The sequence below is a fragment of the Runella sp. SP2 genome (genome assembly GCF_003711225.1).
In the GTDB taxonomy this organism is placed as follows: domain Bacteria; phylum Bacteroidota; class Bacteroidia; order Cytophagales; family Spirosomataceae; genus Runella.
The window spans coordinates 1,191,262-1,218,160 of record NZ_CP031030.1; the positions used below are offsets into that span (position 1 = coordinate 1,191,262).

Sequence of the window (26,899 nt, forward strand, 5' to 3'; positions counted from 1 at the left end):
TTAAAGGTTGTTGAATTGTTCTTGAAAGGTTTGTTGTTGTTTTTGCAAACTATCCCGTTTCTGCATTTCGTAGTTCAACAAATCATTTCCTGCACTATTGCCTTTAAAAATACTGAGGTTGTTTTCTGCATTTTTGATTTCATTGTCTAAGCGTTGTATATCAGATTGTAACGATTTTTTTAAAGCTTTGATAGCTTCCTTTTTTTGTTCTTCGGCTTTTTTGTATTGACACCAAGCCAAAACCAAAAACACAACTGCCACAACCGCCACAGTTCCCGCAATATAACTCCGTAGTTTAGCAATTCGCTGTTGTTTTTCGGCATTTTGCCGCAGTGCTATTTCCCGCTCGGCGGTAGCTTGTGCATGGGCTAATTCTTTGGCTTTTTCATTGGCAATATGGTTTTCGCTGTCCTTTATCCGCTCTTCTAAATCCGCAGGATAGGCTCGATACGCTTGATAAGGACGTATATAATCCAAGTCATCTTGGGAGAAATACCCTCTTTTTTCTTGATATACTTTATAAATATCGTTGGCTTTCTCACGCAAACGCATTTCCTCGGTCAGATTTTTGCCAACAAGCGAAGCCAAAATGTCGTGGCTGATTTCGTAATGGGGACGCTCATTGGATTTGAGGGTACGCACAATACGCCGTTGTTCCAATTCGAGTAGTAGTTGTAGAAGATTGAACTCAGATATAGTAACCGACTTGGTTTGTAAGTCAGTGTAAATATCTTCGGGCGTAACTTGTAGCTTCGTATGGCGTTCAGAAATCATAGCCGCTAAGACCTCTAACGGTACTCTTTTGCCGTAGCTGCTATCCAAATGGGCTAGTTCTTTTTGCAAAAAACTGTCCAATACCCCTTCAAGGCTGTCATTTTCTTGGATCAAGCCCGCATGTAGTATAGGTATAGCGGCCTGTGGCTTACTGTTAAACGCTCTATTCCATAATTCGCTTAGAAATACTTGAACATGGGCTAATTCTATTTCTTTTTGCTTATCGGGTAGCTTGGCCAACATTTTTTGCGCCAATGCTTGACTGTCTTCTACTATAAAGAAGGGTTGATATTCTGGTGCCTCTAAAATGGACTCTATAATCGCTTGGACATGAGCACCATTTATTTTTTCGAGTCGAAAGCGCTGCTGAAAAATGGTCGGAAACAGTGATTCAAATTCATGGAGATGTCCGATAAACTCTTCTCGCATGATAAAAAGAATTCGGCAAGGTATTTTAAAGCGCACCAATTGATAGAGACGACTGAAAAACCCTTTTTTCTCGTCTATGCTGCCACTAATCAACAGTTCTTCAAATTGGTCAAAAAGCAAATAGACGGGTTGGTGCTTTTCATAAAACAATTGCTCAACCGCCTCAGAAAATGCACTTGTTTCAGACAAAGGCATTTTTTCTTTCAGTACCGTATTAATAGCCGCAAAAAACGAATCGTTGATATTGTCTCCTTTTCGTATGGTCAAAGCATACCAATCGGCATCAGAAAATTGATTGCGTAAACCACATTCTACCAAACTGGTTTTGCCTGCACCCGAAGGACCATAAATTAATAAGTGCTTCACGCCACTCAAAGCGTTGTAAAGATTTTCCGTTTCTTTATCTCTCCCAAAGAAAACGTTGAAATCTTCTTTTTTGTAAGCATCTAAAAATTTGAATGGCGCATTCATCCCTAAATTAGTGGTTTAAGTAGCAATTCTAAATGTTCGAAGAGTTCATTCCATTTAGGCTGATTCAGGTTTTCTTTCTTGACAAGGAAACTTTTGTTAGAAGCTATCGTTTTTGGCTCGCCCACAGGCAACTCATTTTTGTATTGTGCAAAATGATAACTTCTGCCGCTCATTCCGCAAAAATTGAATATTTCAGGCGTTTGTGTCATTTTCGCCGAAAAAACGCTTTGGTCTATGATAAGAGGTGATAAGGAAATATAGTTTTTGTTGTTATACAGTGTATTGAGACTTGCATCGATATTCGTTCCTTTGAATAACAAAACACTGTGATTGTAGGTGAAAAAATCTTTCACAGAAAATGTCGTGTAATCTTCTCCGTCCACAGCAGCCCCCTCATAGACACCGTGTAATTCGCCATAATAATGGATAAATTCTTTTGCAGTAGCTCCCAAACGATATTGAATATTGATTTCCTTCATAGAAACCAAGCGGTATCGGGCAATAAAAACCAGTTTTCGCAACCAAAATATCAAGGCAGTTCTATACTCTTCTAAGAGTTGTTGGAGGGAGTTATTTTCTTGTAATTGGTTGTTAATCAATTGTCTGCGTATTTTATCCAAATATAAGGCCACGCCGTATAAATCGTTTTCCGTATCCTGCAACTCGGTCACAAAATCCGTTATTTCTGTCACAAAGTTGTTAGCTCCTAATGCTTCTGCCCCTAAGAGTAATAATTGTTGATAGTCAAATAAGGCTTGATTTTCAGGCGGCGTTTTGATGAAATCTGAAAAAATTGGGTTTGTTATGTTAACTGCCTCTTTTTGCTGTAATAGCTGGGCTAATTGAATCATACATAGGTAGTAAATAGAGGCTTGATAGGCTTCGGTCATAAACGACAAAGCACGTAATGTGGAGGCTTTGCCAACTTCTGTGCTCATTTTTTGCAAAAAAACTTCTATCAGCCAACCATAATGCTCAAAAGTGCGGTTGTTGCGCACAGCTATCTTTTGACTAATCAATTCTTGTTTTAAGCTCAATCCCCAGCCCGACTCCGTCAAAAGATGCTCTTTCAACTCATTGGGTAAGCCTTGAAAGTTGGTTTGTTTGAGGATAAAGTCAAAATTAGCGTTATTAATCGTGCCAATATTGTAGATTTTATCAGCCGTTTGAAAATTCTTCTCTGAGAGATTTTTTAACAAATCTAAAAACACATCTAATTTTCGAGCAATCTCTTGAATTTCTCCGCTTACGTTAAGTGTAATCGTACTATCCGTTACATTCTGAATGACGATGTTATGATTTCCTTCAATAGTACTGCTGTTCATATGCGATAAAAGTTACTGCTATAAATTTGAATTTTATTTACATTTTATCGACGTTTAACTCAACACGAGTAACAAAAGGTTGTAGAGTAGAGCAAGTAAAATAGTGCCCTGCCAATCCAAGTTCTCGGAGTCCAGGGAGGAAGGATTTACGCGGTTCTGTTTTTGGGGAGTAGTGTGAGAAGAGTTGTTTCATAGGAGAGACTAGTATCTTTTATGACGCTGGAAACAAATATAACTAGAAAACTTGTTTGCTTTAAATCTAAGGAGTAAAAGCTTTGAGAAGAATGTTCTATAAAAATGCTTTTTTATCAATTGTACTGATTTTTGGGATTTAGTAAGACTTATTGTAATTACAACCAAACCTCATTGTCCTTACTTTTGCGCCATCAACCATCCCCAATCTACGTTTTTTAATGGTTTTGCTAGACGAACAACGCCAATTTATTCGGGAACACCTGTCTGCGTCGGTGGCGACACTGTTGCTCAAATACGGTAAAAATCGAGAATTTGAAATCCGCCAAATTGAAGCCCGCCAAAAAGCCAAACAAAAACTGCCCTCGTGGTATGCCGAAGAACGACTCATTTTTCCGCCTGCGGTTTCGGTAGAACAAAGCTCTTCGGAAACAACGGGTCGTTACAAAGCGGCGTTGGTGTCGGGTACGCTGATGGACGCAACGGGCGGCATGGGGATTGATGTTTCTTTTTTTGCTAAAAACTGTACGTCAGTGCTTTATGTAGAACAAAAGCCCGAATTGGTGGAACGGGCAAGGTATAATTTAGACGTACTAGGACTTCAAAACGTGCAGTACTTGCAAGGAAATTCGCTGGAAGTTTTGCCAACCCTCGATACCGTTTTTGATTGGATTTATCTCGACCCTGCGCGTCGTTCGGCCGATAACCGCCGCGTGGTGGGGCTGCGCGATTGCGAACCCGACGTGGTGACGTACCTGCCGCTTCTTTTGCAAAAAGCCAAGCGATTGCTCATCAAAGCTTCGCCGCTGCTCGATCTCAAACAAACTTTATTGGACTTGCCCCAACTGTCGGTCATTCACGTCGTTTCGGTAGAAAATGAGTGCAAAGAACTGCTTTTTGAACTAGCGTCGGACGCCCAACCCACAGCCAGCCCGATCGTACGGACGATTAATTTTAAGTCGGACGACATAGTGCAAACGTTTGATTTTGAGTGGAATAGTGAGCAGAGTTTAGCCGTAACGCTGAGCGACCCGCAGACCTACCTTTACGAGCCCAATGCCTCGATACTGAAAGCAGGAGCGTTTAAGTCGGTGGCCAAGGCGTATGGCGTGGAAAAAATAGCGCCTCACAGCCATCTTTATACGTCAGCGACATTGGTTGAGCATTTTCCTGGGCGAATTTTTCGGGTGGAGGCCGTTGTAAAAGTGGATTCTAAGGCGTTGGCACCGTACCTTACCGATGGAAAAGCCAACCTGACGGTGCGTAATTTTCCGCTTTCCACCGACGAATTACGTAAAAAGCTTAAACTCAAAGAAGGCGGCCATACGTACATTTTTGCCACGACCCTGGCCAATGGAGATAAACGACTTTTGGTGTGTAAAAAGCCAATTTAATTTTTACATTTGTTGTGACCTAAACCTTTATTGGCTATTGCATGGAAACCCCTTCTCCCGAAAAAAGTAACTGGATTCAAGAATTATCTAACCAAAGTTGGAACTTAGAGTTGGTCGTGTCAGGGGCGGCTATTTATTCGACCTCGTTTCTCCCCGAATTGACCGATACTGCTATTGAAAGCTATTTTGAAAATTACCAGCTGAGTAGCAGCGTTGTCACGCAAGTATTTCCGCTGTTAGCCTACAGTTTTGCCAAATCCTCCGCCTATTTGCTGATTATAACGTTTGCGGTTCACTTTATACTTCGAGCTTTTTGGATTGCTATTGTAGGGCTTAGGGCGGTGTTTCCGCAGGGGATTGACTACGAAAACATTCCGAATACGAGTAAAAGTTTGGCAGAAACCTATAAAAAGAAATTTGGAACCTTGGATGGCTTTATCATTCGATTAGACCGATTTAGCAGCCAAATTTTCTCCATTGCCTTTGTTTTGGTGCTATTTAGTTTGATGCTCGCCCTGTTATACCTTCTGATTTTTACGGGAACGGTGGGTATCAAGACGTTTTTTCCTGAGTTTTACAGCAAGGCTAAACCCATTTTTCTTGCTAGTGGTGGTCTCATATTGGTTACTAGCCTTATTCTCGTCCTACTTAGTACCAATGAGAAATACAGGGAACATCCAGTGATTGGTAAACTCCTAATGCAATTCGTTGATAAAAGCACGTGGTTGTACATGGGGATGTATAAACCTATTCAGTACATCAATTTTACGTTTGCTTCAAATCTCCCTCGGAAAAAATACTTTTCCACTCTTATCTGTATTGGGTTCTTATTTTTTGGCCTGACCATTTCTATTTATTTAGATAAAATGCTGACGCATTACGGCATTACGCACCTAGAATCGCGCAATTTTTACTCTACAGGCACGAGCGAATACAAATTAACATCCAATTACTACGATAACCTGCGCCCCGAAAACGAAAGGATAGAAGCCGCAAGTATTCAGTCGGACGTCGTCGAAGGGGCGTTTTTGAAGCTGTATATCAATTATAGCAAGACATTTGACGCTGATTTAGCAAAGATTTGTAAAGACCCGACGCTGCCTGATACGCTCAGAAAGTCCAAACAAAGGCTGTTGGTGGACAAAAGTAGGCTTGAGTGTTTTAATCAGTACTTTAAAATAGCCCTCAACGATAGCACCTTCGATTCGGTGGAGTTGTTTTTTGAAGACCAGGGTAATACCAAAGGGCTAAGGACGTATTTGAGTACTGAAAAATGTAAAATTGGCCGAAATACGCTTTACATTAAAACGATGAACGTGGACAGCCTGCCCAAAAAAGTGTGGACTGATTACGTAGAGATGCCTTTTTGGTATGCCAAAGATTAGAGGGGAAATATCCCCTTGGCTATTTTTGTTTGCTCTTCCAGCGCTTGAGTTCCTTCTTTGACATTTCCTGCGTTACAATTGCTTCGGGCCATTCGGAAGTATAAGTGCCGCCGCTCTGCATTACTAACCCCGAAGCGTTGGTGGGCGAATAAAACGACGGAACGACGAAGTCGTAAGGATATTCAGTTGGGTTGAATGCCCTCGTACGGCTAAGGTAGTACACCGAAAACTGAACTACGACACTTCCCTCGAAAGTATCGTCAGTGACAATGCCCAGTGGCTCGCCCGCTTCTACCTCTTGGCCTTCTTTGACCAACATTTTACCTTTTTTGAGTCGATTGTAGCTGGCAAAACTGCCGTCGCCGTGAAAGACCTCTACCGAATTGGTTTGGCTGGAGAACCAAATTCCGTCGGAATGGGTATCAAAAGCATCTTTTACTTGGCTCACCACTCCGCGACGGGCGGCAAAAACGGTGTCTCCTTTTTGCATTTGAAAAGCAATGCCGTAGAAATTAGACACTTTTTTATTGGCAATCATTTCCATAATATTTTTCGACAAAAAAGCCTTGTGCGGCCCCGCCGAAGAAAAAGGCAAAAGGTATAAAAACGGCTTAGGGGCTTTGTTCAGCACTCGTCCTTTTAGGTAAGAATAACCGAAGCGGAACGAAATCCCTTGGTTGTTTTGGTTTGGCTTGAGGGTGAATAAGGTGCTGGGGCCAGGTGAAATAGTTTCAATAAAGGGCAACGAACAGCCACAGCTTCCACCCTGTAAATCAGTAAATTCGACTTTGACTGTATAGTCGCAAACGTTGGTGTTTTTGGCTTGAAAAGTGTATTCGCGTTTGTCGTTGGCGGCGTACGTAACTTCAACGGAGCTTTGTGCAAGTGTGAAAAAGGGCGAAAAAAGGGCGGCAAAACCGAGAATCGAAGTGGATAGTTTCATAAATACAATAATGAATTGGCTGAAATTGATAACGGCAAAGTTAGGTTAAATTGCTGGTCAACCACTTGACATTTGTCAATTTTTTATAAAAGATTATCATTTTTTATGGACAAAGGCTTAGGAGCCAATTCGTGTCGTAACTTTGCCTTCCTTTTTTTGAAAATTAACTATTCGTCACGCACATGTTTTTTGAGCGCCTACCCAATAAAGATTATCCAAAAGAGCCCGAATCGCGGATGGTCATTCGTTTTCAGGACTGTGACCCGCTCCAGCACCTCAACAACGCGAAGTACTTTGATTATTATTTTAACGCCCGTGAAGACCAAGTAGCTAAGCTCTACGAGTTTAATTTTGGACGATTATTTCGTGAGTTAGGCCAAAGCTGGGTGGTGTATCAGCACCAAATTGCCTACGTGCGGCCTGCCCTAGTGAGTGAATGGGTGCGTATTACGTCGCGCTTAATTTATTTTAGTGAAGACACCATTGTGACCGAATATTACATGACGGACGACTCGCGGACGCAACTCAAAAATGTACTTTGGGTAACCTCTAAGTACATCGATGTACGTTCGGGAAAACGCACGGTGCATCCACCTTCGATTATGGATTATTTGGAAGCGACCTGTTTACCAAACGTCGATTATCACAACTGGAACTTTAACGAACGGATTCGAGAAATTAAACAAAGTCTGAGCGCTGCTTCGACGAAAGTGTAAGGAATGAACTGGCTGCACAATACAGCATTTATTATTGGCTATTATTTAAAACGGGCTCATTGGCTAAGTTTGGATGTGGTGGCGGGCGCAATGCTTACGCACACCATTGCGCAGCGTATGCCCGATGGACACGGGAAAGTCTCGTGGGCTTCGACGCTTTTGGTGGGTATCGCAGTGTTTGCTATTTATGTTACAGATCGCTTGCTTGACAACCGTAAATCGAGGAAGGTTGATACCCAACGGCACCGATTTCACGCAAAACATGAGCCGATTTTGCTCAAAATTCTAGCTGGATTGGGCGTTGTGGGGCTTGTTTGCTTGTTTTGGTTACCCAAAGGGATGTTTACCGTTGGGCTGACGTTAGCAGTGTTGGTAGTGGGGTATTTGGTGGTTGTGTTTCGAACAACGCTAACCGATGGTTTTCAGTTGTTTAAAGAGCCAATTGTTGCTTTAATTTATACCGCAGGTGTCTGGTGGACGGCTTTGTCAGCATCCGCCGAAACACCTTGGGAAAGTAAAGTTTTTATGGGGCTTTTTGGATTGGTTGCTTTCCAAAATCTGCTTTTATTCTCGTGGTTTGAATCTTTCGACATGGATGAAGGCTATACCTTGGCCATTGCGTGGGGAACCGAGACTGTCAGTAAAGTTTTGATGTGGATTAGCATTATTGTGTGTGCAGCGGCCACGGTTGTACTCATCACAACTACGTACCGCTATTGCGTGAGGGCAGCCGTAACGGTGGCGGTAATGAGCCTCGCCAACGACTACCTAAAAAGAAAATCGCCCTCCGTACTCCCCAACGAACGCTACCGTTGGCTCGGAGACGGCGTCTTCTTTTTTACCCTTTGGCTGGTTTAGTTTTTAGTTTCGGGTTTGGAGTTTTAGGTTTCCAGTTCTTTGTCATTACGAGGAAGGAGGAATCTACGTCCCATTTCCTAATTCGCAATTCCTAATTCAAAACTCCCAACCTCTATTTCTTCTTCTTAATCGAAGGCTTGATAGTTGCTTTGGGCTTGGGTTTTTGTTGGCGATTTTCAGGGGTGTATTTTGACAACAAAGGCTCAGCACCGCGTTTGCGGCGGAGGTATTGGAAACCCCACAAAGCAGCTAAACAAAGCATTAATAACCAGTAACTATCTACAAATTCGGTACGGCGAAATTCCAAAATCCACAACGCAAAGAAGCCTAATGACGTCCATCCCAGCAGGCTTTCAACTAAAGGAGTTTTCATGAGTTTGATGTCTCAACAAATTGGTTAGTGTGGCAAAGGTACGAGCTTTGGGCACTGATTGGCGCGTGGCTATTTAAAAAATCCATTTAGGGTTGTTCTTTGAGCCAAGCAATAACCGCAGGATAAAGGTCGGCAACGGTCTGGTTGGCGGTGCGTTTTTTGTAGGTTTCCAACAAAAAACGATTGAATTCCTTGAAGCGATGAAACCCACGGCCATTAATCATAAAATCCTCGACGCGCTGATTGATTTTTTCAAAATCGGCCGCTGGGTAGGAGTCATAGGCGTACAGCGTAAAAGCCGCCCATGTCATGTATTCGTTGAAAGTCAAGTACGTGGATTCATAATAGCCTTTGTTGCCATCTTTGGTTTTGTTCCATTTTTTCCAATCGGGCATGGCCGCCTCAATTTCTTTTATGTATTTGTCAGTGACGGGGTTGACGTAGTTGTGGTCAATTTCAGTAAAAACAATGCGAGACCAAGAACCTTCTTTTTCAATTTCCGAACGATTGCCAGAAAACTCAATCCCTGGACTTATAAACATGAGCGTTTGACGAAAGCCGTTTTCTTTTAAGTGAAAGGTAAAATGATGGCCGCCGTCGAGCGGAGAAATATAGATTTTGTAATTATCGTAGCGAGAAGGGAACTGGCTCTCGGCCCATGCCCACATTTTACGAACAGGCATGTATTTTTCGGCCTTCGCCAACTGGTCTTGGTAGTAACTTTTATGCTGGGCGTAAAACGCTCGGTAATTTGTTTTTTCAATAAAATCCCGAAGAAGTGCTGGACGGTCTTGCAAGTCCAACAAAATCATCGAAAGCGGACGTTTCAGCGAATAAACCTTACTTTTGACGAGGCGATTGTTGTCATTAAACTCAAGGGTGAGGGCACTTTTGCGCAATTGGGTATGGTGAAACAAACCTAATTTGCGGAATTTTTTCGCCGCGTGCCGCACCATCGGGTGGTCTTTGTAAGGGCTAAAATGTTTTTTAACGTCTTGAATGTAAGGGTCTTTTCCTTCCAACACATTTCGATAACCCGTAAGAGCCATGATAATGCAACTAAGCTCGTACGTCTCGGGCATTTCAATGGTTACTTTTTGTCGGTTTTCAGTCTGATAAGCGGTGGAGAATCGGGCTTTGGGCGCAATGGGGTTGCCACAAGAAGTAAAGAGGAAAGCACCGAATGAGAGTATAAAAAAGGCTGTTAGCGTATGTTTCATAAGAAAAAGATGGGTTCAAGCTTCAAATATAGCAATTAGGAGATTCGATAAAAATTTAACACCAAAATGAACTTTCCCTGTCTTAAAAAACGTTGCGCAAAAGCCCCATAATTAACCTTAAAAACGACCCGTTTTAGTCGCCGTTTTCTTTGGAAAACCTAAACAAAATGCGTACTTTTACATGTAAACAAACCTACTATTTCATATTTTAACATCAACCATGGCAGACAACAAAGAACAGAAATTTAAAGCCCTGCAAACAACACTGGAGAAGCTTGACAAAGCCTACGGAAAAGGCACTGTGATGCGTCTCAGTGACAAAAAAGTGATGGATGTCGAGGTAATTTCAACGGGTTCCGTTGGACTTGACCTTGCCCTAGGAATTGGTGGTTTGCCACGCGGACGGGTCGTAGAAATTTACGGGCCAGAATCGTCAGGTAAAACTACACTTGCCATGCAGACCATTGCCGAAGCTCAAAAATTGGGCGGTTTGGCGGCTTTTATTGATGCAGAACACGCTTTTGACCGCGTGTATGCGCAAAAATTGGGAATCGACACCCAAAACTTACTTATTTCACAGCCCGACAATGGTGAACAAGCGCTTGAAATCGCCGAACATTTGATTTCGTCAGGAGCGATTGACATCATCGTGATTGACTCTGTTGCGGCGCTTGTTCCTAAAGCCGAAATTGAAGGTGAGATGGGCGATAGCAAAATGGGCCTCCAGGCGCGTTTGATGTCGCAAGCCTTGCGTAAACTAACGGGGGTTATTAACCGTACCAACTGCTGCTGTATTTTTATCAACCAGTTGCGCGATAAAATCGGCGTAATGTTTGGTAGCCCAGAAACAACCACGGGTGGTAACGCCCTCAAGTACTATTCGTCGATTCGTTTGGATATTCGTCGGATTGGTCAAATCAAAGAAAGTGCCGATAATATCACAGGAAACCGTACCAAAGTGAAGGTGGTGAAAAACAAATTGGCACCTCCATTCAAAGTGGTTGAATTTGACATTATGTACGGCGAAGGGGTTTCTAAAGTTGGAGAAATCATCGACTTAGCCGTCGAACTAGAAATCGTGAAAAAATCAGGTTCTTGGTTTAGCTACGATGGCAACCGCCTATCACAAGGCCGCGACGCAGTGAAGCAATTATTGAAAGATAATCCTGAATTGGCCGATGAACTCGAAGCTAAAATCCGTGCAAAAGTCAACGAAGAAGACGATGCACTTTTGGATAAGCTCGAACCTAACATCGCTGACGACGGAACGCCTGATTAAGGCTAATAGCAACCTCCCGAAAGTTTTAAACTTTCGGGAGGTTTTTTTGAACCTAACTCAATATCTCTCTCGAAATCACCAGTTTCTGAATTTCACTCGTGCCTTCTCCAATGGTACATAGTTTGCAGTCACGGTAAAATTTCTCCACAGGATAATCTTTGGTAAAGCCATAGCCACCAAAAATCTGAACCGCTTCGTTAGACACCCTGCACGATACTTCTGAGGCGTAGTATTTGGCCGTAGCGCTCTGGAGCGTTACTTTTTCGTGGCGGTCTTTGCGGGCAGCGGCGTCATACACGAGTAGTTTGGCGGCTTCAATTTCGGTGTGCATATCCGCAAGTTTGAACGAAATCCCCTGAAACTGCGAAATCGGTTTGCCAAATTGCTGACGCTCTTTGGAGTACGCCAAGGCCGCCTCAAACGCACCAATGGCCGTGCCAAGACTCAAGGCTGCAATGGAAATTCGTCCACCATCCAAAATTTTGAGGGCTTGGACAAAACCTTCTCCAACTTCCCCCAGTACGTTGCTTTCGTGGACGCGGCAGTCTTCAAAAATCAATTCCGTTGTTTCTGAAGCCCGCATTCCTAACTTGTCTTCTTTACGCCCTGCCGAAAAACCCTTCGTGCCCCGTTCGATGATAAAAGCCGTAGCTCCTCGTTTGTCGCCTGGGGCACCTGTTCGCGCAATGACGACGGCTACGTTGCCACTTTTTCCGTGGGTAATAAAGTTTTTAGAACCATTTAAGACCCAATAGTCACCGTCTTTCACGGCCACCGTTCTCATATTTCCTGCGTCCGAACCAGTGTTGGGTTCGGTCAAGCCCCACGCGCCAATCCATTGACCACTAGCAAGTTTGGGTAGATATTGCTGTTTTTGTTCTTCATTCCCAAACATCAAAATATGGTTGGTACAGAGCGAGTTGTGAGCGGCCATCGAGAGCCCGATGGCAGGATCAACTTTGCTTAATTCTACAATCGCAGTAACATATTCTTGATAGCCCAATCCCGCTCCACCATAAATTTCGGGTACCAGGATGCCCATGAGCCCTAGTTCGCCAAGTGAATGAAAGAGGTCAACGGGGAAATGCTGGGTTTCGTCCCACTCCCTAACGTATGGTCGCATGTTGCGTTCTGCAAAATCCCGAACCGATTGGGCAATTAATTCTTGGTTTTCTACAACTTCGGACTTCATATTCAAAAGCGATTAAAGGAATAGTGTTGAATGAAAGAATCTCAATCTAAGATTATTCAATGATTATGCCAAGCAATAATGAGTGAACGGTTGAGGGAAGAAAAATAAAAGATTACGCAAACGTTTTCGGAAGCATAAATGAATACTTCAAAACGCGAGTGTTGCAAATTTTTATTTGTTGTTATGACAATTTTTAGAGTAATAATTTTTTTGAAAAATCATTAAAAGAACCGCAAAATCAATTGTTACGCTACAAATTTGTGGAAGATTGGAAGGGATTGAAGAATTTATTCTAATTTTGAAGCTGTTTTGTTGGACTCGAAAAAATACAATTTTGAAGAGCCGCACATGAAAACTAACAACCAAAGCATTTATCTATGAAAATCGCTGTAGTAGGAACTGGCTATGTAGGACTCGTAACAGGAACTTGTTTTGCAGAGACTGGTGTACAAGTATGTTGTATCGACATTGACGTAAAAAAAGTTGAAAAGCTGAACAATGGCATTATTCCCATTTACGAACCGGGCTTGGATGTCCTTTTTCATCGAAACGTAGCCGAAGGTCGTTTGAAATTTACCACCGATTTGGTCGAAGGTATCAAAGGGGCGTCGGTGATTTTCTTGGCCTTGCCAACGCCTCCAGGTGAAGATGGTTCGGCAGATTTGAAATATATTTTGAAAGTAGCCGATGATTTGGGTCAAATCATGACCGAATACGCGGTTATCGTCGATAAAAGTACTGTTCCCGTAGGCACAGCCGAAAAAGTAAGCGCCGCCGTGGCGAAAAACGCAAAAGTGGAATACGACGTAGTATCAAACCCTGAGTTTTTGCGCGAAGGGGTGGCTGTAGAAGACTTTATGAAGCCCGACCGCGTAGTGATTGGGACCAAGTCGGAGCGGGCTAAGAAAGTGATGGAGAAGTTGTACGCTCCGTTGGTGCGTCAAGGCAATCCCGTGATTTTTATGGACGAGCGCTCGGCCGAAATGAGCAAATACGCGGCCAACTCGTTTTTGGCCATGAAGATTACGTTTATGAACGAAATCGCCAACTTGTGTGAATTGGCAGGAGCCGACGTTGACAATGTGCGTAAAGGAATCGGAACCGACAGCCGCATTGGAAAACGTTTCTTGTTTGCAGGAATTGGTTATGGTGGAAGTTGCTTCCCCAAAGACGTGCAGGCACTTGCCAAAACGTCGGAAGAATATAAGTACGATTTCAAAGTGTTGAAATCGGTCATGGAAGTAAACCAAGAACAAAAAACGAAACTTATCCCCGTCGTTAAAAAACACTTCGACGGAGATTTGAAAGGGAAAACGATTGCCGTTTGGGGACTTTCGTTCAAGCCATATACCGACGATATTCGTGAGGCGCCAGCGTTGGAAAACATTAATATTCTGTTGCAAGAAGGGGCTAAGGTGATTGCTTACGATCCTGAAGGAATGGAAAATGTGAAAAACTACGTGTTGGGTAACAAAATTAACTATGCACACACGCCATACGCTGCCCTGGACGATGCCGATGCGTTGATGATTTTTACCGAGTGGCCGCAATTCCGCACGCCAGAGTTTGAAAAAATGGCGTTGTTGATGAAAAACAAATTGATTTTCGACGGCCGTAACGTTTACGAATTAGATCAAATGAAGGAACTAGGATTTACCTACTACAGCATTGGTCGTGAGGTGGTGAAAGCCTAATATTTTTTAGATATTAATACAAAAACGAGTGCCGTGATTGAGTCACCCAAGGCACTCGTTTTTTATGCCTTCTGTTCGAGCGTCGCACTTAAAAAGCTAAGTTTTAGAAAGCGAATGGGTTTTCGTACTTTTGCAACTCGAAAATAATTCACTGATTAACCGAATCAAACATTCTTATATTTTCCCCAAATGAAAAGAGTTTTAATCACTGGTGCGGCGGGCTTCTTGGGTTCGCATTTGTGCGATAGATTTATCAAAGAAGGCTATTACGTTATTGCAATGGACAATCTTGTGACGGGCGACCTTCGCAATATTGAGCACTTGCGTTCTAACCCCAACTTTGAATTTATTCACCACGATATTTCAAAGCACATCGTTATCGACGGCGAATTGCACTACATCCTCAATTTTGCCTCGCCAGCTAGCCCCATTGATTATTTGAAAATCCCCATCCAAACCCTCAAAGTAGGTTCGTTGGGTACGCACAACTGCCTTGGCTTGGCACGTGCAAAAGGTGCGCGCATCTTGGTAGCTTCTACTTCGGAAGTGTATGGTGATCCATTGGTTCACCCACAAAACGAAGACTATTGGGGGCACGTAAATCCTGTGGGTTACCGTGGCTGCTACGACGAAGCAAAACGTTTTCAGGAAGCAATCACGATGGCGTATCACCGTCACCACGGCGTAGAAACGCGCATCGTTCGTATCTTCAATACCTACGGCCCACGTATGCGATTGAACGACGGACGGGTATTGCCTGCGTTCATCGGGCAAGCACTTCGCGGTGAAGACCTTACGGTGTTTGGTGATGGTTCGCAAACGCGCTCTTTCTGCTACGTTGATGACCTCGTTGAAGGAATTTATCGTTTGTTGTTGAGCGATCACGCCATGCCAGTAAACGTAGGAAACCCCGCCGAAATTACGATTGGTGAATTTGCCGAAGAAATTATCAAATTGACAGGAACTACCCAAAAAGTAATCTACAAACCACTTCCACAAGACGATCCAAAGCAGCGTCAGCCAGACATTACATTGGCAAAAGAAGTGTTAGGATGGGAGCCAAAAGTATCGCGCGCAGAGGGATTAAAAATTACGTACGACTACTTCAAAAATCTTCCTGAAGACCGCTTGTACGAAGAAACGCACCACAGAGAGTTTAACTAATAGCAAAATTTTTGTCCAGCCTCCCGAACGTTCTAAAACTTTCGGGAGGCTTTTTTTATCTATTTGGAAACGGGTATTTCACTCACATCCACCCGATTTTTATCTTTGTTCCAAAAAAGTCGGTATTTTTTTCCTGAATCAATTTTGTATTCTTCCGTGACTTTATCTAGGGTGCTGACGCGCATATACACTTGTGTATCAGCTAGTTTAAACTCAGCCCGTTTTTTGGAAGGCAAAAAGAAAGCTTGCCAGTTGAGGCGATCACCGCTCACTTCGTAGGCAACTTCACCGTTCAGCTCATTTTGGAGAGAAAACGGAAAACGGTCGTTGACAGGGTCTTCGATGACATCGGCCAATGAAACAACTTCTACTTTGATAGAGCCAAGTTTACGCTTGCCAAGGGGTTTGACGGCGATGTAAACTTCGTCGCCACGGCACCCTTCCAACTTCCCAACGCTATTCTGGGTACTATCAATCTTAAAACAAGGAGAAGTTTCTTTACCGTCGATAAATTGCTGGGCCGATTTGGCATCGGTAAAAACGCCAACCGCTACCTTAAAATTAGCATTAGAAGCCAACGAATGTTTGTCAAATGAATAGTCCGCTTTGGTCAAGGTATCAGGATTTACCAATCGAAGGGTTTCGTACAAACGAGAGGAAGTATTGACTTTTTCGGGTTGAAAAACGCTGATACGATAAAAAGAAGTGGTAGTACCTTTCAGAAGGGATACTTTTACGGGGGTATTTTTGGCCAATACTTTATTGACAACGTTGGGAGGAACCAAGTTTACGTAGTCAATAATTACCTCTTGGAGCATTTTCTGCGCCGAAACCTGAAGGTGAACTAAAACAGAACACAACAGACCAGTAAAGAATATTTTTTTCATAAAAACGGCAAGTTTCTGAACCCTTAGACAACGCAAAGATGGGGAAAATATTTTCTGTACCTCTATCTTTGCGCCATGAACTTTATTCGATTGCTTCGCACAAACTGGCCTTTTGCCCTGACTTACGGTATATTATTGTTAGGGTTGGGTATTTGTCAGGTTCTTTACCGACAAGGAATTATTTCGCTGGAAATCAATCGCTACAACGGTACCTTTGCCGATACATTCTTTAAATACATTACGCACCTTGGTGATGGCATTTTTTGCGTTGGGGTAGGAGTAGGGTTATTGTTTCGCGCCCGCAAGAAAGGATTTTTGGTGATTGGAGCCTATGCTATTTCTGGGATATTGGCACAGCTTATCAAAAATTTTGCATTCCCAAAAGAACCGCGTCCAGTGGAATATTTTAAGGGGATGATGCAGTCGTTACACACGGTGCCAGGCGTAGAACTGAGTCACTGGAATAGTTTTCCGTCGGGGCATACGACCTCGGCCTTTGCCTTGTTTGCGCTGTTGGCTTTGTGGACGCAAAAACCTTGGTTGAAACTAGGGTGTTTGGTAATGGCCTGTGTCATAGGTTTTTCAAGAATGTATTTACTTCAACATTTTATGGTCGATGTTTACGTGGGGTCGCTTTTGGGTACGCTCACCGCTTGGGGGTTGGCCTTAAAATTCAACGAAATAGCTTAATGTGCTAAAATTAGATTTTAAAAGAAACTACGAATGAAAAATATAAAACTCGAAAATCCGTGGGTCATCGCATTTCTTGCGGTAGCTTTTTTTGTTCCCTATTTGGGTCAAACCCATTTGTTTGATTGGGATGAAATCAACTTTGCTGAGTCGGCCCGTGAGATGCTCGTTTCGGGGAATTATTTACGCGTACAAGTTGATTTTCAGCCATTTTGGGAAAAGCCACCGCTGTTTTTTTGGTTGCAGGCTTTGTCGATGAAGATGTTTGGCATCAATGAGTTTGCCGCCCGTTTTCCCAATGCTGTCGTAGGAGTTTTTACTTTATTAACCTTCTATTTTTTGGGAAAACGCTTGGTCGATGCTCGCTTTGGGTTTTTGTGGGCGTTGGTTTATTTGGGTTCGGTTACGCCGCATTTGTATTTTAAATCGGGGATTATCGACCCTTGGTTCAATTACTTTATGTTTTTGAGCGTGGTTAATTTTTCGTTTCCAGACGCCAAAAATACCGCAAAAAGTTTCTTGTTGGCGGGCATTTTTGCGGGACTCGCCGTTTGGACGAAAGGACCCGTGGGGGTGGGTGTCCCTACACTCGTTTTGGCGGCGTTGTGGATAATTCAACAAGTTCAGAAGAAAAATAACCAAGCAACAATCGGGGATTATTCCGTTAAAAACCTGCTGATTTATGCCATTACGGCGGGGGTTTTTACGATTGGGTGGATGTTGGCCATCATTTTGGAAAGCGGTTGGGCGACTTTTGTCGCATTTTTGCAGTACCTCTATCGCCTCGGTGCGACTTCGGAAGCCGACCACGGACAGCCATTTTATTATCACTTTGTGGTCGTCCTGATTGGTTGTTTCCCCATTTCGGTGATTGGTCTAAAATACGTAGCAGTAGCTTTTAAACCGTTGATTGCGAGGTGGAAACCGCAGGTAGCTGACAAAATGACGTTGCCCATGCCTGCGTTTTCATTGCCAATGTTGTGCTTGTTTTGGGTGGTGATGATTGTGTTTTCTATTGTCAAAACCAAAATTGTTCATTACAGTTCGATGGCCTATTTCCCGCTTTCGTACCTTGCGGCGTTGTGGCTGCATCAGTGGCTCAAAGGTGAAATTGTGTGGCCAAGATGGATGACGGTTATGGTATTGTTGATTGGGTTTATTTTGTCATTGGTGCTGACTTTAGTGCCGTTGATTGGTATGAACCCAACGGCTTTTATCCCTTATATTGATGACAAATTTGCGGTTGCTAATTTGCAAGCGCCCGTCGAATGGGCTGGAAATGAGTGGCTTTGGGGCGTGCTTTATTTTGGGGCAATCTGTGTTGCTTTGGTACGTTGGAAAAAACAAAAGCAAATGGCCATTCGTATTTTGTTTTTTAGCACATCGCTATTGATGTTTTTTTATACGGCGAACGTCGTTCCAAAAATCGAAGGTTATACTCAACGCACAGTTATTGACTTTTATGAAGCCAAAAAAGGCCAAGATGTTTACGTTTGGCCGATTGGAAACCGAAGCTATGCGCAATTTTTTTACTTCAAAAAGCCGATGGGAGTGCGTCCCGAAGCGAGTGATGAAGAGTGGCTGTTGAATGGCCCAGTGGACAAGCCAACGTTCCTGATTGCGCGTATAGACCGTGCTGACGCCTATCGTGTAAACCCGAATTTAGAGTTCTTGAAGGAAGAAAACGGTTTTGTGTTTTTCCGAAGAAAACCCGATTACCAAAAAATCGCGGAATCGCTACGAAAAATGGAGTAATAAGCAAAAGGCAAATTTGCAAATGAGACAAAAGAAAAATAGGCTGAATATCAGTCTATTGTAAACTTAAAAATGGGGGTGACGCCTAATCGTCCATTGCACGCAAAGCGGAGTATCTTGGAAAAAAAATGAAAAAAAAGTTGGAGAATTAAACTTCAACTTACAAATTTGTGTCAAATTTAACCAAATGGTTAAACTAAATAATCAACCATGCCAGAACTTGATTTAACAACGGAAGAAAAAATTTTGAAAGCGGCGGAGACTATCTTTCTCAGGGATGGCTACGACGGTTCCCGAATGCAAGATATAGCGGATGAGGCAGGAATTAACAAAGCATTGCTACATTACTATTTTCGATCGAAGGATAAGTTGTTTGAACACGTTTTTGATTTGAAAATAGGTACGTTTTTCCCAAAAGCTGACGGAATTTTTGATTTAGAAATTGACTTTTCAGACAAAATTGGGCTTATAATTGAAGGTTATATTAACTTATTGAGAGCAAATCCCTACTTGCCTTTGTTTGTTTTGAATACGGTCAATAACCCAGAAAAGTCAGATTTTATCAAAAAACTTCCCATCGGATTGATGCAGAAAATAGCATTAAACTACTTTGTAGAACTCCAAAAAGGCAAAGTTCGAAGTATCAATCCTATGCAGTTTGTGATTTCTATCATGGGAATGTGTGTATTCCCATTTTTGGCTCGTCCCATTTTAATGAATGCGTTTGGGGCAGACAAAGAGGCTTTTGATGTACTTATGAAACAGCGAATCGAGGAGTTAAAACTGTACGTAAAGCTAATTTTAACTCCGTAAACGTGCAGAGGGTTGCTCACAACCCGATCCCTCGAAGACAAAGCCCTCCCAAGTTTTAAAACGTGCAGAGGGTTGCTCACAACCTGACCGCCGAAGACAAAGCCCTTCCAGGTTTCCAAAACTTGGAAGGGCTAAAAAGTTAGAATTCCTATTTTTTTACACATACTTTAACCAAATAGTTAAACTGTAAGGTTATGAAACAAAAAGTGCTATTTATTGGGATGTGGTTGGGATTTGTTTCGTTGGGGCATACGCAAAGTGCGTTGACCCTCGATGAATGCTACCGACAGGCCGAAACCCACAGCCCTCAATCGGGACAAACCCGTTTGATTCAGGAGGCGACTGAGCTTCAATTGAAGTTGCTTAACCGCAACTTTATGCCTCAATCTCGCCTCAATGGACAAGCTACTTGGCAGTCGGACGTGACGAGTGTGCCGATAAAGTTGCCTAATTTTGAAATCACGCCACCTCCCAAAGACCAATATAAACTGACGTTGGATGTGACACAGACGATTTGGGATGGGGGAACTGTTCAGAAACAAAAGGCGGTGGCTGTTGCGAATCAATTGGCTGACCAACAAAAGGTAACGGTGGATTTGTACCAACTTCGGGAGCAAGTGAGTGGCCTGTATTTCGGGGCGTTGTTTGCCGAACGCCAATTGAAAAACTTTGATATTTTGGACAAAGAGCTTCGTGCCAAACTAGCCAAAACAAAAGCTTCGGTTCAAAATGGAATCGCGATTCGTTCCAATATTCTTGCTTTGGAGGCGCGTATTTTGGAAGTAGAACAAATGGTGTTAGAAACCCAAAAACGGCGAACTGCGTCTTTGGAGGCTCTTTCTCTTTTGACTGGTATTGCGATTGATGCAAACACGTCGCTTCAACTGCCAACGGTAGCGACCAATTCATTGGATATGAATCGGCCAGAATTGAAGTGGTTTGATGCCCAAAAACAAACGCTGTCGGTAAGCGAGAAGCTGGTAAAAGCGAAAAATTTGCCCAAACTATCGGCATTTGCAACGGGCGGATACGGGCGACCTGGGCTGAATTTCCTCTCGACCGAATTTAAAACGTACTTCATTGGAGGGGTGCAACTGCAAATTCCTTTGTCACATTTATATACCAATAGCCAAGCGATTGAAGTGCAACAATTGCGAGTCAATCAACAACGAATTGAGAAACAAAAGGAAAATTTTGTGTTGGCTACCCAAGTCAGAATGGCTTCTCAGCGTCAAGAAGTGGGTCGTTTGCAAGCCCTGGTGGAGAGCGACCGTAAATTGATTGACATTCGTTCGACGATTCGTAAAGCGGCGGAATCTCAGCTTGAAAATGGCATTATTACGGCCAGCGATTATCTGACAGAATTAGACAACGAAGACAGTGCGCGTCAAAACTTGATTTTGCACGAAGTTCAACTCCTTCAAGCACAAAACAATTTACGATTATCGGCAGGGAATTAATGGCCGACTTAACATTGAACAACCAAGAATAAGACAATCAGCTATTATGAATACAATATCACAAAAAACATCCCTAAAGAAAGCCCAGCAACGTGGCGTAGGGGCTTTGCTTTTTCTGTCACTTTTGAGTTTGGGTGCTTGCAACAGCGGCGACCAAGCGTTTGATGCAAGTGGCGTTTTTGAAGCCGACGAAGTCGTGATTTCGTCGGAGTCGATGGGGAAAATTCTGAGTTTGGAGGTAGAAGAAGGCATTACCCTCAAGGCAGGCCAGGCGGTTGGGAGTGTTGACTGCAAAAATCTGAGTTTGCAAAAAGCACAAGTGCAAGCGAGCATGGAGGCACTGAACCAAAAAACCAACGACGCTTCTCCCCAAATTCAAATTTTGAAAGAACAATTGATGACGCAACAACGTCAAATAGCCGCTCAACGCGAGCAACTTAGGCTATTGGAGCGCGAACACAAACGTTTGGATAATTTGGTAAAAGCCGAAGCTGTACCAAGTAAACAATTGGACGATGTGGACGGTCAAATTTCGGTGTTGAAAAAACAAATCGAAACGGCCGAAGGGCAAGTGGCGGTGGTTCAGCAGCAAATTAAATCGCAACAGCAGCAAGTGTCGATTCAAAACCGTGGGGTGTTGAGCGAGCGCAAGCCGTTGGAAGAACGTATCGCGCAGTTTGACGACCAACTTCAGCGGTGTACCATTACCAATCCCATTGACGGAACGGTCTTAGTTAAATACACCACTACGAACGAAATGACTGCCACAGGGAAGGCATTGTATAAAATTGCGGACTTGACTTCGCTGACGTTGCGGGCGTATATTACGGGCGACCAACTTGGTAAAATAAAGTTGAACCAGCCCGTCAAAGTGTTTGTCGATAATGGTAAAGACAGCTACAAAGAAGTAAGCGGCGTGGTGACTTGGATTTCGAACAAAGCAGAGTTTACGCCTAAGACCATTCAAACCAAAGACGAACGGGCGAATTTGGTGTACGCCACCAAAATCAAAGTGAAAAACGACGGTTTCCTCAAAATAGGAATGTACGGCGAAGTGAAACTCTAATTCCCAAATTCAATGTCAACCGTTCGAGTAGAAAATATCAAAAAAACGTACGAAAAAGGGCAGGTACTCGCGCTCGACGATGTCAGTTTTGAGGTAAAATCGGGGGAGTTGTTTGGGCTTATTGGCCCCGACGGTGCAGGCAAAACCTCGCTTTTTCGTATCCTGGCGACCCTGTTGGTATCCGATGCAGGTCGGGCAGAGGTGGCAGGGTTGGACGTTGTGAACGATTTGTGGAAAATACGCCAAATCGTGGGGTATATGCCAGGGAAATTTTCGCTGTACCAAGACCTGAGCATTGAAGAAAATCTCCATTTTTTTGCGACGGTTTTCAATACTACTGTAGCGCAAAATTACCACTTGATTGAAGACATTTACGCCCAAATTGAGCCTTTTAAAAACCGCTTGGCAGGGAAGTTGTCGGGGGGGATGAAACAAAAACTTGCCTTGTGCTGTGCGCTGATTCACGAACCCAAAGTGATGTTCTTGGACGAACCTACCACGGGCGTTGACCCCGTGTCGAGAAAGGAGTTTTGGGACATGCTCGACCGTCTCAAAGAACGCGGAATTACCATTGTCGTTTCAACTCCCTACATGGACGAAGCCAGTCGATGCGATCGAATTGCCTTGATTCAAAAGGGCAAAATTTTGGAACTCGACACTCTCGAACAAATCCTTGCGCGGCATACCCAAAACCTTTTTGCGGTGGATACTGACAATCGGTACAATTTGATGAACGACCTGCGCCAGAACACCCAAATCGTCAGCGCTTTTGCGTTTGGAGAAGAGCAACACGTAACCTTACCGCCTCATTTTCAGGAGAAATACATGTTGGAGTTTTTAAAGGAAAAAGGGCATACGGGCATCAAAGTACGGAAAATAGCGCCGACAATTGAGGATACATTTATCAAATTGATGCTCGAAAACCAATAGAACCTATGACAAAATCAGTCATTCATACCGAAGGACTTACCCGAAAATTTGGTGACTTCGTGGCCGTAAACGCCATTACGTTTGACGTGCAAGAAGGTGAAATCTTTGGTTTTTTGGGAGCCAATGGAGCAGGAAAAACTACTGCCATGCGAATATTGTGCGGATTGCTGGAGCCAACCTCGGGCAAGGCATCGGTAGCAGGCTATGACGTGTATCGGCAAAATGAAGAAATCAAAAAGCACATTGGGTACATGAGTCAAAAGTTTTCGTTGTACGAAAACCTGACGGTGCGGGAAAACATCCAGTTTTTTGGAGGGATTTACGGACTGACGCATAAAGAGCTTCGCGAAAAAACCGAAGTGCTGATTGAGCGACTTGGACTAAACCAAGAGGCCGACAAATTGGTGGGCTCGTTGCCACTGGGATGGAAACAAAAAATATCGTTTTCGGTGGCCATCTTACACCGACCCAAGGTGGTGTTTTTGGATGAACCCACGGGCGGTGTCGATCCCATCACGCGTCGTCAGTTTTGGGACATGATTTACGAAGCAGCGCACGACGGCATTACCGTTTTTGTGACGACCCACTACATGGACGAAGCGGAATATTGCGACCGTGTTTCGATCATGGTTGACGGGACAATCGCAGCCTTAGATACGCCTTCGGGGCTTAAAAAGCAGTTTCAGGCAGAGAGTATGGATGAGGTGTTTTTACAATTAGCGCGCGGCGCAAAACGAGGAGAATAACGACATGAAAACATTTGTAGCTTTTATCCGAAAAGAATTTTGGCACGTACTCCGCGATACCCGCAGCTTAGTAATTCTGTTGGGACTGCCAGTCGTGATGATGATTTTGTTTGGCTTTGCGCTTTCGAGCGAAGTTAAAAATTCAAACGTGGCCATTTTGGATTATTCCAACGATGATGCCTCACGTTTACTCATCGACCGTATTGACCAAAGCCAGTATTTTAGCGTCAAAGAACGCTTGACTTCCGAGGCGCAAATTGAGCGGGTTTTTCGGCGGGGAGAGGCGCGTTTAGTCATCATTTTTCCTCAAAATTTTCAGGAAGATTTACTGCACACCAATCAGGTGCAGGTACGAATGATTGGCGATGCGTCTGATCCAAATACGTCCAACATTGTTATCAATTACGCATCCAGCATTTTTCGCGATTACCAAAACGAGCTTACTCAACAGAAAAAACTGCCGTACACCATCGAAACCGAAACGCGGATGCTGTACAACCCGCAGCTTAAAAGCTCGTACAACTTCGTGCCTGGCGTAATGACCCTGATTTTGATGCTGTTAGGGGCTATGATGACTTCGGTGTCGATTGTCAAAGAAAAAGAAACTGGAACCATGGAAATCCTGCTGGTTTCGCCCATGCGCCCCTTGTTGGTGGTTTTGAGTAAGGCAGTACCTTACCTGTTTTTGTGCTTTGTTGACGTGATTATCATCTTACTGTTGGCGGTGTTTCTGCTGGATATGCCCATTCGTGGAAGCCTTCCGTTGCTGTTGGCTGAGAGTTTGTTGTTTATCATCACTACTTTATCCTTGGGCTTATTGGTGTCGGCAGTGGTGGACTCTCAGCAAACTGCCATGTTTTTATCGCTGGTAGGTTTTTTGATGCCCGCGTTGGTTTTTAGCGGGTTTATGTTTCCGATTGAGAACATGCCGTTGCCGTTGCAAATTGTGAGCAATATTGTTCCGACGAAGTGGTATTACAGCATCGTTCGGGCCATTATGGTGAAGGGGTTAGGGTTTTCGTACGTGGCGAAACAGACCCTGATTTTGGCGATTATGACCGTTGTTTATTTGACCGTAGCGATACGTAAGTTTAAAATTCGCTTGGCTTAAAAAAAGAAGAAATGCGAAATCTAATTTTTTTGTTACAAAAAGAATTTCGGCAAATATTTCGGAATCCTACCATTTTACGGATGATTCTGATCATGCCCATTATGCAGCTGATTGTGATTCCACTGGCGGCTGATTACGAAATCAAACACATTTCTATCAGCGTCGTGGATCAAGATCATTCTACCTATTCGTCGAAGCTGGTGAATAAAATGACGGCGTCGGGCTACTTTCAACTGGTCGAATATACGCAATCTTACGCCCAAGCGACCAAGACCGTAGGGGATGGGAAAACCGATTTGATATTGACAATTCCTGCGCATTTTGAGCGCGATTTGATTAAGTTCAACAAGGCGCAGTTGCACCTAGCGGCGGACGCTGTCAATGGGGTACGAGCAGGATTAGGAACTGCTTATGCGGGACAAATGATTGGCGATTTCAACCGCGAAATTCGGGAAGAGTGGATGTTGTTACCGAAGTTTAATGAAATGCCCCAAATTGAAATTACGTCGGCCAACTGGTACAATCCTCATTTTGATTACCATTTGTTTATGGTGCCAGGTATTTTGGCCATCTTGGTGACAATGGTGGGAGCCTTCTTAACAGCGTTGAATATCGTAGCCGAAAAAGAAGTAGGAACAATCGAACAAATCAACGTGACCCCCATCAAAAAACACGAGTTTATTTTGGGGAAACTGATTCCTTTTTGGGTGTTGGGTATGGTTTCTATTACGTTAGGAATGATAGTCACCTTTGTGATATTCCGCTTTTTGCCCGTTGGTTCTTTCTTTACAATTTATGCTTTTTCGGCGGTGTATATGTTTGGCGTGTTAGGTATTGGCTTGTTAATCAGTACCTTTGCCGATACGCAGCAGCAAGCCACGCTGTTCGCTTTTTTCTGCATGATGGTGTTTATTTTGTTGGGAGGGCTATATACGCCCATAGAAAGTATGCCCGAGTGGGCACAATGGTTGACCCGCATCAATCCGCCTGCTTATTTCATCAAAATCATTCGGGCGGTTTATATCAAAGGCAGCGCTTTTTCTGATTTAATTCCCGAATTTTTGGTCATGATAGCCTTTGCCGTGGGCTTTAATGCGCTTGCGGTATTTAATTACCGAAAAAGAAGCGCGTAGGTGAACGCATAATATGTTGGGTTTTGAGCAACCCAACGCACGTATGTGAGCAACCCAACGCAGGTTCATTCGACAGGTTGCATTTTACCCTCGACACTAAAAATTAGTACCAATTGTAGGCATTTCTAGCTCCTCGGTACGAGCTAACTTCCATCACCAAAGCCCCCACCCACAAGTCCACTTCGACTTTGATGGGGACTTTGTTGGCGTCGTCCGACACCCAAATCCGAATGGAGTTTTCGCCTTTAAAAAGCTCATTGTTAGGCATGATAGGTGTGAGCCTTAGGGCTTTTATTTTGCCATATTTGGTTTTTACTACGTCCTTCCCACGGTATTTGACTTTGAGTTTATAGACCGAGTTTTCAAAAAACGTAGGTACTTCCACCATTTCGTTGGGGCTAAGTTTTGAGAAATCGAGGGTACGGAGGAAAAAATAACTACTAATCGCATCCTGAATGTGATTAGGCACTTCAAATTTTTTGGTGCCGTTTTCGTCGGTCACTACGGCGTCGTCGGTATCGTGGTTAAACACCGTTGTTTCCACTTTTCGGTAATTGTTTTCTTGAATATTTCGGTAAAATTTCTGAGAAACAATGGCCGACGTATCCATCCACGATTGCCATTCGTCGCGCACTTTAGCAAACCAACTGAAAGCCCCTAAAGTAGTGCCTACAATATTGATTTTGTAACACGGCCGACCATTCACCTGATAGACATTCGGACTAACGTCAACGACGGCATTGGCTGCGTTGAAAATGCCATAATGTACGCGGTATTCGAGGTGTTCACCTACGCCAAAGTTGGTTTGTGGGATACGGCGATAGGAGTCTTTGGTATGAAAAGAAGAGAAAAAAAACACAGCAAATACCAAGGCGAAGCGTCCGAGCATATTGAGTGGA

Annotated in this window: 24 protein-coding genes; 16 read left to right on the plus strand and 8 right to left on the minus strand. The window is 43.5% G+C overall.

Going from position 1 to position 26,899, the window contains the following annotated elements; translation table 11 throughout:
* Together DTQ70_RS05000 and DTQ70_RS05005 are read right to left on the minus strand one after the other, a co-directional pair.
* Positions 1 to 1,674, minus strand: a complete 1,674-nt coding sequence (locus tag DTQ70_RS05000; RefSeq protein WP_122929788.1) for an ATP-binding protein — start codon at positions 1,672 to 1,674, stop codon at positions 1 to 3.
* 2 nt (positions 1,675 to 1,676) lie between these two features.
* Positions 1,677 to 2,999, minus strand: a complete 1,323-nt coding sequence (locus DTQ70_RS05005; RefSeq protein ID WP_122929789.1) for a hypothetical protein — start codon at positions 2,997 to 2,999, stop codon at positions 1,677 to 1,679.
* A gap of 413 nt (positions 3,000 to 3,412) precedes the next feature.
* Between DTQ70_RS05005 and DTQ70_RS05010 the strand changes: the two genes are divergently transcribed.
* Together DTQ70_RS05010 and DTQ70_RS05015 are read left to right on the plus strand one after the other, a co-directional pair.
* A complete protein-coding gene (locus DTQ70_RS05010) occupies positions 3,413 to 4,585 on the plus strand; it encodes a class I SAM-dependent methyltransferase (protein ID WP_122929790.1) in 1,173 nt (390 codons plus the stop codon).
* Positions 4,586 to 4,626: 41 nt separating this feature from the next.
* The gene (locus DTQ70_RS05015) at positions 4,627 to 5,970 is read left to right on the plus strand and encodes a hypothetical protein (RefSeq protein ID WP_122929791.1); all 1,344 of its coding nucleotides are present in this window, start codon (positions 4,627 to 4,629) and stop codon (positions 5,968 to 5,970) included.
* A gap of 19 nt (positions 5,971 to 5,989) precedes the next feature.
* Here DTQ70_RS05015 and DTQ70_RS05020 read toward each other — a convergent pair whose 3' ends face one another.
* Positions 5,990 to 6,913 carry a M23 family metallopeptidase gene (locus tag DTQ70_RS05020; protein WP_122929792.1) on the minus strand — a complete coding sequence of 308 codons (924 nt, stop codon included), beginning with the start codon at positions 6,911 to 6,913 and terminating at the stop codon, positions 5,990 to 5,992.
* A gap of 182 nt (positions 6,914 to 7,095) precedes the next feature.
* On the opposite strand from DTQ70_RS05020, the gene DTQ70_RS05025 reads away from it, so the two are divergent.
* Both DTQ70_RS05025 and DTQ70_RS05030 read left to right on the plus strand, forming a co-directional pair.
* Complete coding sequence (locus DTQ70_RS05025) at positions 7,096 to 7,629, plus strand: thioesterase family protein (protein WP_028522270.1); 534 nt, start codon at positions 7,096 to 7,098, stop codon at positions 7,627 to 7,629.
* Positions 7,630 to 7,632: 3 nt separating this feature from the next.
* Entirely contained in the window at positions 7,633 to 8,487 is an 855-nt protein-coding gene (locus DTQ70_RS05030) for a hypothetical protein (protein WP_122929793.1), read from the plus strand.
* Positions 8,488 to 8,599: 112 nt separating this feature from the next.
* On the opposite strand, the gene DTQ70_RS05035 is transcribed toward DTQ70_RS05030, so the two are convergent.
* Both DTQ70_RS05035 and DTQ70_RS05040 read right to left on the minus strand, forming a co-directional pair.
* Entirely contained in the window at positions 8,600 to 8,860 is a 261-nt protein-coding gene (locus tag DTQ70_RS05035; RefSeq protein WP_122929794.1) for a hypothetical protein, read from the minus strand.
* Between the two features lie 86 nt (positions 8,861 to 8,946).
* The gene (locus tag DTQ70_RS05040) at positions 8,947 to 10,080 is read right to left on the minus strand and encodes a DUF4932 domain-containing protein (RefSeq protein WP_122929795.1); all 1,134 of its coding nucleotides are present in this window, start codon (positions 10,078 to 10,080) and stop codon (positions 8,947 to 8,949) included.
* A gap of 220 nt (positions 10,081 to 10,300) precedes the next feature.
* On the opposite strand from DTQ70_RS05040, the gene recA reads away from it, so the two are divergent.
* The gene (gene recA / locus DTQ70_RS05045; RefSeq protein WP_122929796.1) at positions 10,301 to 11,359 is read left to right on the plus strand and encodes a recombinase RecA; all 1,059 of its coding nucleotides are present in this window, start codon (positions 10,301 to 10,303) and stop codon (positions 11,357 to 11,359) included.
* Positions 11,360 to 11,411: 52 nt separating this feature from the next.
* Here the strand turns inward: recA and DTQ70_RS05050 are convergent, their stop codons facing one another.
* Positions 11,412 to 12,551: an acyl-CoA dehydrogenase family protein gene (locus tag DTQ70_RS05050; RefSeq protein ID WP_122929797.1), complete on the minus strand. Its 1,140-nt coding sequence runs from the start codon at positions 12,549 to 12,551 to the stop codon at positions 11,412 to 11,414.
* 377 nt (positions 12,552 to 12,928) lie between these two features.
* On the opposite strand from DTQ70_RS05050, the gene DTQ70_RS05055 reads away from it, so the two are divergent.
* A complete protein-coding gene (locus DTQ70_RS05055; protein WP_122929798.1) occupies positions 12,929 to 14,245 on the plus strand; it encodes a UDP-glucose/GDP-mannose dehydrogenase family protein in 1,317 nt (438 codons plus the stop codon).
* 189 nt (positions 14,246 to 14,434) lie between these two features.
* Positions 14,435 to 15,409 carry a UDP-glucuronic acid decarboxylase family protein gene (locus tag DTQ70_RS05060; protein ID WP_028522276.1) on the plus strand — a complete coding sequence of 325 codons (975 nt, stop codon included), beginning with the start codon at positions 14,435 to 14,437 and terminating at the stop codon, positions 15,407 to 15,409.
* Between the two features lie 59 nt (positions 15,410 to 15,468).
* Here DTQ70_RS05060 and DTQ70_RS05065 read toward each other — a convergent pair whose 3' ends face one another.
* On the minus strand, positions 15,469 to 16,296 hold the full coding sequence (locus DTQ70_RS05065) for a hypothetical protein (protein WP_122929799.1): 828 nt from the start codon (positions 16,294 to 16,296) through the stop codon (positions 15,469 to 15,471).
* A 75-nt stretch (positions 16,297 to 16,371) separates the two neighbouring features.
* Between DTQ70_RS05065 and DTQ70_RS05070 the strand changes: the two genes are divergently transcribed.
* From DTQ70_RS05070 to DTQ70_RS05110, 9 genes are all read left to right on the plus strand, one after another.
* Positions 16,372 to 16,986, plus strand: coding sequence for a phosphatase PAP2 family protein (locus tag DTQ70_RS05070; protein WP_122929800.1), 615 nt, complete (start codon positions 16,372 to 16,374; stop codon positions 16,984 to 16,986).
* Positions 16,987 to 17,019: 33 nt separating this feature from the next.
* The gene (locus DTQ70_RS05075; RefSeq protein WP_122929801.1) at positions 17,020 to 18,741 is read left to right on the plus strand and encodes a glycosyltransferase family 39 protein; all 1,722 of its coding nucleotides are present in this window, start codon (positions 17,020 to 17,022) and stop codon (positions 18,739 to 18,741) included.
* A gap of 210 nt (positions 18,742 to 18,951) precedes the next feature.
* Complete coding sequence (locus tag DTQ70_RS05080; RefSeq protein WP_122929802.1) at positions 18,952 to 19,554, plus strand: TetR/AcrR family transcriptional regulator; 603 nt, start codon at positions 18,952 to 18,954, stop codon at positions 19,552 to 19,554.
* A gap of 194 nt (positions 19,555 to 19,748) precedes the next feature.
* Positions 19,749 to 21,014 carry a TolC family protein gene (locus DTQ70_RS05085; protein ID WP_122929803.1) on the plus strand — a complete coding sequence of 422 codons (1,266 nt, stop codon included), beginning with the start codon at positions 19,749 to 19,751 and terminating at the stop codon, positions 21,012 to 21,014.
* Positions 21,015 to 21,060: 46 nt separating this feature from the next.
* Positions 21,061 to 22,080 (plus strand): HlyD family secretion protein, encoded by a 1,020-nt coding sequence (locus tag DTQ70_RS05090; protein WP_122929804.1) that lies wholly within the window; start codon positions 21,061 to 21,063, stop codon positions 22,078 to 22,080.
* A gap of 12 nt (positions 22,081 to 22,092) precedes the next feature.
* On the plus strand, positions 22,093 to 23,010 hold the full coding sequence (locus DTQ70_RS05095; protein ID WP_122929805.1) for an ABC transporter ATP-binding protein: 918 nt from the start codon (positions 22,093 to 22,095) through the stop codon (positions 23,008 to 23,010).
* Between the two features lie 5 nt (positions 23,011 to 23,015).
* Complete coding sequence (locus DTQ70_RS05100; RefSeq protein ID WP_122929806.1) at positions 23,016 to 23,756, plus strand: ABC transporter ATP-binding protein; 741 nt, start codon at positions 23,016 to 23,018, stop codon at positions 23,754 to 23,756.
* Positions 23,757 to 23,760: 4 nt separating this feature from the next.
* Positions 23,761 to 24,867 carry an ABC transporter permease gene (locus DTQ70_RS05105; protein WP_122929807.1) on the plus strand — a complete coding sequence of 369 codons (1,107 nt, stop codon included), beginning with the start codon at positions 23,761 to 23,763 and terminating at the stop codon, positions 24,865 to 24,867.
* Between the two features lie 11 nt (positions 24,868 to 24,878).
* A complete protein-coding gene (locus tag DTQ70_RS05110; protein ID WP_122929808.1) occupies positions 24,879 to 26,000 on the plus strand; it encodes an ABC transporter permease in 1,122 nt (373 codons plus the stop codon).
* Between the two features lie 103 nt (positions 26,001 to 26,103).
* Here the strand turns inward: DTQ70_RS05110 and DTQ70_RS05115 are convergent, their stop codons facing one another.
* Positions 26,104 to 26,889, minus strand: coding sequence for a DUF3108 domain-containing protein (locus DTQ70_RS05115; RefSeq protein WP_122929809.1), 786 nt, complete (start codon positions 26,887 to 26,889; stop codon positions 26,104 to 26,106).
* Between the last annotated feature and the right edge of the window lie 10 nt (positions 26,890 to 26,899).

Bases quoted from the DNA above. Each gene is read 5' to 3' on its own strand.
- DTQ70_RS05000 (WP_122929788.1), bottom strand. From the start codon at position 1,674: ATGAATGCGCCATTCAAATTTTTAGATGCTTACAAAAAAGAAGATTTC.
- DTQ70_RS05005 (WP_122929789.1), bottom strand. From the start codon at position 2,999: ATGAACAGCAGTACTATTGAAGGAAATCATAACATCGTCATTCAGAAT.
- DTQ70_RS05010 (WP_122929790.1), top strand. From the start codon at position 3,413: ATGGTTTTGCTAGACGAACAACGCCAATTTATTCGGGAACACCTGTCT.
- DTQ70_RS05015 (WP_122929791.1), top strand. From the start codon at position 4,627: ATGGAAACCCCTTCTCCCGAAAAAAGTAACTGGATTCAAGAATTATCT.
- DTQ70_RS05020 (WP_122929792.1), bottom strand. From the start codon at position 6,913: ATGAAACTATCCACTTCGATTCTCGGTTTTGCCGCCCTTTTTTCGCCC.
- DTQ70_RS05025 (WP_028522270.1), top strand. From the start codon at position 7,096: ATGTTTTTTGAGCGCCTACCCAATAAAGATTATCCAAAAGAGCCCGAA.
- DTQ70_RS05030 (WP_122929793.1), top strand. From the start codon at position 7,633: ATGAACTGGCTGCACAATACAGCATTTATTATTGGCTATTATTTAAAA.
- DTQ70_RS05035 (WP_122929794.1), bottom strand. From the start codon at position 8,860: ATGAAAACTCCTTTAGTTGAAAGCCTGCTGGGATGGACGTCATTAGGC.
- DTQ70_RS05040 (WP_122929795.1), bottom strand. From the start codon at position 10,080: ATGAAACATACGCTAACAGCCTTTTTTATACTCTCATTCGGTGCTTTC.
- recA (WP_122929796.1), top strand. From the start codon at position 10,301: ATGGCAGACAACAAAGAACAGAAATTTAAAGCCCTGCAAACAACACTG.
- DTQ70_RS05050 (WP_122929797.1), bottom strand. From the start codon at position 12,551: ATGAAGTCCGAAGTTGTAGAAAACCAAGAATTAATTGCCCAATCGGTT.
- DTQ70_RS05055 (WP_122929798.1), top strand. From the start codon at position 12,929: ATGAAAATCGCTGTAGTAGGAACTGGCTATGTAGGACTCGTAACAGGA.
- DTQ70_RS05060 (WP_028522276.1), top strand. From the start codon at position 14,435: ATGAAAAGAGTTTTAATCACTGGTGCGGCGGGCTTCTTGGGTTCGCAT.
- DTQ70_RS05065 (WP_122929799.1), bottom strand. From the start codon at position 16,296: ATGAAAAAAATATTCTTTACTGGTCTGTTGTGTTCTGTTTTAGTTCAC.
- DTQ70_RS05070 (WP_122929800.1), top strand. From the start codon at position 16,372: ATGAACTTTATTCGATTGCTTCGCACAAACTGGCCTTTTGCCCTGACT.
- DTQ70_RS05075 (WP_122929801.1), top strand. From the start codon at position 17,020: ATGAAAAATATAAAACTCGAAAATCCGTGGGTCATCGCATTTCTTGCG.
- DTQ70_RS05080 (WP_122929802.1), top strand. From the start codon at position 18,952: ATGCCAGAACTTGATTTAACAACGGAAGAAAAAATTTTGAAAGCGGCG.
- DTQ70_RS05085 (WP_122929803.1), top strand. From the start codon at position 19,749: ATGAAACAAAAAGTGCTATTTATTGGGATGTGGTTGGGATTTGTTTCG.
- DTQ70_RS05090 (WP_122929804.1), top strand. From the start codon at position 21,061: ATGAATACAATATCACAAAAAACATCCCTAAAGAAAGCCCAGCAACGT.
- DTQ70_RS05095 (WP_122929805.1), top strand. From the start codon at position 22,093: ATGTCAACCGTTCGAGTAGAAAATATCAAAAAAACGTACGAAAAAGGG.
- DTQ70_RS05100 (WP_122929806.1), top strand. From the start codon at position 23,016: ATGACAAAATCAGTCATTCATACCGAAGGACTTACCCGAAAATTTGGT.
- DTQ70_RS05105 (WP_122929807.1), top strand. From the start codon at position 23,761: ATGAAAACATTTGTAGCTTTTATCCGAAAAGAATTTTGGCACGTACTC.
- DTQ70_RS05110 (WP_122929808.1), top strand. From the start codon at position 24,879: ATGCGAAATCTAATTTTTTTGTTACAAAAAGAATTTCGGCAAATATTT.
- DTQ70_RS05115 (WP_122929809.1), bottom strand. From the start codon at position 26,889: ATGCTCGGACGCTTCGCCTTGGTATTTGCTGTGTTTTTTTTCTCTTCT.